This window comes from Ruegeria sp. (assembly GCF_028066395.1).
Classification (GTDB): Bacteria; Pseudomonadota; Alphaproteobacteria; order Rhodobacterales; family Rhodobacteraceae; genus Ruegeria.
On sequence record NZ_JALCBM010000054.1, the window covers coordinates 9401 to 13977 of the forward strand.

Annotated in this window: 6 protein-coding genes; 3 read left to right on the forward strand and 3 right to left on the reverse strand. The window is 60.1% G+C overall.

From position 1 onward, the window contains the following. Window positions 1-861 (forward strand): D-amino-acid transaminase, encoded by an 861-nt coding sequence (locus tag MPJ51_RS15900; RefSeq protein WP_298388701.1) that lies wholly within the window; start codon window positions 1-3, stop codon window positions 859-861. 33 nt (window positions 862-894) lie between these two features. On the opposite strand, the gene MPJ51_RS15905 is transcribed toward MPJ51_RS15900, so the two are convergent. The 3 genes from MPJ51_RS15905 to MPJ51_RS15915 all read right to left on the reverse strand — a co-directional run bounded on the left by MPJ51_RS15905 (window position 895) and on the right by MPJ51_RS15915 (window position 2323). Further along, window positions 895-1209: a DUF1244 domain-containing protein gene (locus tag MPJ51_RS15905; RefSeq protein WP_298388703.1), complete on the reverse strand. Its 315-nt coding sequence runs from the start codon at window positions 1207-1209 to the stop codon at window positions 895-897. Between the two features lie 77 nt (window positions 1210-1286). Then, entirely contained in the window at window positions 1287-1526 is a 240-nt protein-coding gene (locus MPJ51_RS15910) for a DUF6868 family protein (protein WP_298388705.1), read from the reverse strand. A gap of 59 nt (window positions 1527-1585) precedes the next feature. Beyond that, complete coding sequence (locus MPJ51_RS15915; RefSeq protein WP_298388707.1) at window positions 1586-2323, reverse strand: N-formylglutamate amidohydrolase; 738 nt, start codon at window positions 2321-2323, stop codon at window positions 1586-1588. Window positions 2324-2440: 117 nt separating this feature from the next. Between MPJ51_RS15915 and pyk the strand changes: the two genes are divergently transcribed. Further along, the gene (gene pyk, locus MPJ51_RS15920) at window positions 2441-3886 is read left to right on the forward strand and encodes a pyruvate kinase (protein WP_298388708.1); all 1446 of its coding nucleotides are present in this window, start codon (window positions 2441-2443) and stop codon (window positions 3884-3886) included. A gap of 242 nt (window positions 3887-4128) precedes the next feature. After that, on the forward strand, window positions 4129-4566 hold the full coding sequence (locus MPJ51_RS15925; RefSeq protein ID WP_298388710.1) for a universal stress protein: 438 nt from the start codon (window positions 4129-4131) through the stop codon (window positions 4564-4566). Window positions 4567-4577: the final 11 nt, after the last annotated feature.

A 4577-nucleotide genomic window follows, 5' to 3' on the forward strand; every position in this document is an offset into this window, starting at 1 on the left:
ATGACCCGCACCGTTTATGTGAATGGCGAATACCTGCCGGAAACCGAGGCCACGGTTTCGATCTTTGACCGGGGTTTCCTGATGGCGGACGCCGTTTACGAGGTGACCAGCGTTCTGGGCGGCAAGCTGATCGATTTTGATGGCCACGCGGTGCGCCTGAAACGGTCGCTGGACGAGTTGGACATGGCCGCCCCTTGCAGCAAGGACGAACTGCTGCAGATTCACCGGAAACTGGTCGAACTGAACGGGATTGATGACGGTCTGGTCTATCTGCAGGTCACGCGCGGCAGCGATGGCGACCGGGACTTCGTGTTCCCTTCGGATGACGTCCGTCCGACTCTGGTTCTGTTCACGCAGAGCAAGCCGGGTCTGGCGGACAGCCCCGCGGCGAAAAAGGGGATCAGCGTCATCTCGATCGAGGATGTGCGCTGGGGCCGTCGCGACATCAAAACGACGCAATTGCTGTACCCGTCGCTGGGCAAGATGATGGCCAAGAAGGCCGGTGCGGATGACGCCTGGATGATCGAGGATGGCTATGTCACCGAAGGCACCTCGAACAACGCCTATTTCGTCAAGAACGGCAAGATTGTGACCCGCCCGCTGTCGAACGACATCCTGCACGGCATCACCCGCAAGGCGGTTCTGCGCATGGCGGCTGAGGCCCAGATGGAAATCGATGAACGCCTGTTCACCATCGATGAAGCGAAAGAGGCGGATGAGGCGTTTGTCACCTCGGCCTCGGCATTCGTGATGCCGGTCGTGGCGATTGATGGCGTGCAACTGGGCGACGGCACCCCGGGGCCGATTGCCGCCAGATTGCGCGAGATTTATCTGGAAGAAAGCCTCAAGGCTGCGATCTGATCTTTGAAGGCCCGCCAGCGCGGGCCTTTTTTGTCAGTCTTTTTTGCCCACGTTTTCTTCAAAAGCGGTCTTGAAGGCGGCCTGTTTTTCCGGGCTCGCCTCGGTCTGGTAGTTGGCTTTCCACTCATCCATGGTCATGCCGTAGAAAATCTGACGGGCCTCGTCCTTGCCCATCTCGATGCCCTTTTCGTTGGCGGCCTCCTGATACCAGCGCGACAGGCAGTTGCGGCAGAACCCCGCCAGATTCATCATGTCGATGTTCTGCACGTCGGTGCGGTCTTCCATCAGGTGCTTTTGCAAGCGCCGGAAGGCAGCGGCCTGAAGTTCGATCTCGGTCTGGTGGTCCATGGTCGGGCTCCGAATGGTTCAATTGCGTGTCTGCCTTGACCTAGCGGCCCAACGACCATGTTTCAACAAACAGCCTGTCAGGCCAGCTTCAAAGCCAGCCACGGAATGATGCAGAAGATGAGGGTCAGGATCTTGTAGTTTGCCAGATACCGGAAATACGCGCGCTTCACATCCGCGCGCTCCATCTGGAACATCCTGCCGTGAATGCCTGCGATCCAGTCCTGCAACAGCACAATCATAACCGTGGTGAACAGCAAAACCGCGATGTTCAGAACGGCCATCCAGCCAAAGACGGACGTTAGAAATTCCTGAGACACAGTCGCCTCCTTTTCCTTTTCACGTAGGGATCAGAGACTAACCTCACAAGAACGTGTGATCAAAGGCCGCTATCGGCCAGCGCGTCCTGCAAAACCACCGCCAGCCGTTCCGCCCATGCGCGCTGTCCCGCGTGATCGGCGATCAGGTCATTGCGCAGCTCAATGAGGGCATTGGGGCGGCCAAAAGCGGTGCAGTGGCGGTCAATCGCATCGCCGGGCAGAACGCCGGTATAGGGCTCATTGACGCCGACGCACAGGTCGTCCTCGGCCCGCAGGCGATTGATCAGAGGGGCCGAGAACCGCTCGTCCGGGGTGTGCAGCACGCCGATATGCCAAGGGCGCGGCTCACGCCCGCGCAGTTGACGTGTGAAGGAATGCATCGAAATGATCACCGCATGGGGCAGGGCAGCCATCTTCGCCAAAGTGTCATGATAGGGGCGGTAATACTGGTTCAGCCGCCGTTCCCGCTCGGCCGCGTCGGCATGGCGGTTGCCGGGGATGATCGAGCCGTCATAGAGCTTCATCAGCAGGGTCGGATCATCCTCGCCCCGGTTCGGGTCGATCACGAGGCGCGAGAAATTGGCGGCCACAACCGGCGCGTTCAAAACCTCGCCCAGATGTTTGGAGACCTCATAGGCGCCGACATCATAGGCGATGTGACGCTCCATATCCTCGCGCGGCAGGCCAAGGTCGCCGCCATTGACTTCGGGCGGGACGGTATTGGTGGCATGATCGCAGGTGATCAGCCAGCGCGATGGGCGATCCGCGCCATGAACAAAGAACGGAGTGTATGTCATAAGCCTGTTATCTCGTTTGCCGAAGGTGTACGGCAGTTGCTTCGGAAAGGGAATTGCGCAATAAGCAGCCCGAGCACTGTTTGCGGTAACACCGGACAATTGAGGAGAGCAAGACCGATGCGACGCCTGAGAAAAGTGAAGATCGTGGCGACGCTGGGTCCGGCGTCCGAAGACTATGACATGATCCGCGCATTGCACGAGGCCGGGGCGGATGTGTTCCGCCTGAACATGAGCCATGGCAGCCATGACGAAATCCGCGAAAAGCACCGGATCATCCGGCAGGTGGAAAAGGATCTGGACAGCCCCATCGCCATTCTGGCCGACCTGCAGGGGCCGAAACTGCGCGTGGGCGTGTTTGCCAATGATGCCGAGGAACTGATCGAGGGCGCGGCGTTCCGTCTGGATCTGGATGAAACTCCGGGCGATCAGGGTCGCGTGTGCCTGCCGCATCCCGAGATTTTTCAGGCACTGGAGCCCGGCGCACGGCTGCTGGTCAATGACGGCAAAATCCGTCTGATCGTTCAGTCCTGTGGCAGCGATTTCGCGGATTGCAGTGTTGAGACCGGCGGCACGATCTCGAACCGCAAGGGGGTGAACGTGCCGGATGTGGTGCTGCCGCTGGCGGCGCTGTCGGAAAAGGATCGGGATGATCTGGAGTTCGTTTGTCAACTGGGTGTGGACTGGCTGGCGCTCAGCTTTGTGCAGCGCGCCAAGGATGTGTTCGAGGCGCGCGCGCTGGCCGATGGCCGGGCGGCGATCCTGTCGAAGATCGAAAAACCCGCAGCGGTTGAGGCGTTTGACGATATCCTGGATGCCTCGGACGGGATCATGGTCGCGCGCGGCGATCTGGGGGTGGAGCTGCCGGTATCCGCGGTTCCCCCGATCCAGAAACGTCTGGTGCGGCGGTGCCGGGCTGATGCCAAGCCGGTGATCGTTGCCACGCAGATGTTGGAGAGCATGATCGAAAGCCCGATGCCGACACGGGCCGAGGTCTCGGACGTGGCCACCGCGATCTATGAGGGCACCGATGCCATCATGCTCAGCGCAGAATCTGCGGCGGGGTCTTATCCGATCGAGGCCGTCCAGACCATGAACAAGGTCGCCATCGAGGTTGAGGCTGACCCGACCTATACCCAGATCGTCGCGGCCTCGCGTTCCGCACAAGGCACGACGATTGCAGACGGGATCGTGGCCGCCGCCCGTGAAATTGCTGAGAAGACGGATATCAAGGCGATCTGCTGCTTTACCCAAAGTGGTACAACCGCCCTGCTGACGGCACGGGAACGGCCCGGCGTGCCGATCATCGCCATGACCCCGGCCAAGGGCACCGCCCGCCGCCTGTGCCTGAGCTGGGGGTGTCATTGCGTCATGACGCCGGAACTGGAGCGGTTCAAAGGCGCGGTCGTTGCCGCCGCCCGCGCCGCGCGGTCGGATGGGTTTGCGGTTGAGACGGACCAGATCGTCGTCACCGCCGGGGTGCCGTTCAACGTCCCGGGAACAACCAATATTCTGCGGATCGCACCCTGTGACGAGCGCCTGATTTACAACACCGATCCGGGGTGATGTCCCGACTGCGGGCACCCTTCGATGAAGTCTCAAGGTGATCCGACGCATATCCAGGATGGAAATTTCCCTTTGTTTTCAATCAGAAGCCGAGCGTTAAGGGGCGTTCGGCAAAAACTCCTCCATTTTTCATCATTTTTTTCAGATACTTCCTTCAGGGTGGCCCACCCAAAATTCTCCAGGTGCCGGCTGTCCGGCGGGGGCGATAGCCCCGGTCAGAGCAACGATAACGGAGGAACAAGATGACAACGAAAATTGTCATAGGATTGGACGGGACAGAAACCGGAGAGCGCGCGATCGCCTTTGCCAAAGATCTGGCAGAGCGTATCGGAACCTGCGAATTGGTGGTGGCTTATGTCATCGAGTGGTCTCCATTCACATTCCAGACACCGGAAGAAAACGCCCTGCGCCACAAACGGCGCGAGGAAGAGGTGGAACTGGCCACAACCCGCATCGTGACCCCTGCGGTCGATGGGTTGAAGGCCGCGGGTTTCAACGCGCTGGGCATTGTGCGGCACGGTGATGTGGCCGAAACCCTGAACGCGATCACGCTGGAACAGGGCGGGTCGCAGATCGTCGTCGGGCGGGCCTCGGCCGATGGGTTGAAAAAGCGTATCTTCGGCAGTTCGACCCAGAATCTGGTCATGCATGCCGATGTGCCGGTCACGGTTGTGAAATAGGAGGGGACGGA

Coding starts and splice junctions, on each gene's coding strand:
- MPJ51_RS15900 (WP_298388701.1), top strand. CDS start 1: ATGACCCGCACCGTTTATGTGAATGGCGAATACCTGCCGGAAACCGAG.
- MPJ51_RS15905 (WP_298388703.1), bottom strand. CDS start 1,209: ATGGACCACCAGACCGAGATCGAACTTCAGGCCGCTGCCTTCCGGCGC.
- MPJ51_RS15915 (WP_298388707.1), bottom strand. CDS start 2,323: ATGACATACACTCCGTTCTTTGTTCATGGCGCGGATCGCCCATCGCGC.
- pyk (WP_298388708.1), top strand. CDS start 2,441: ATGCGACGCCTGAGAAAAGTGAAGATCGTGGCGACGCTGGGTCCGGCG.
- MPJ51_RS15925 (WP_298388710.1), top strand. CDS start 4,129: ATGACAACGAAAATTGTCATAGGATTGGACGGGACAGAAACCGGAGAG.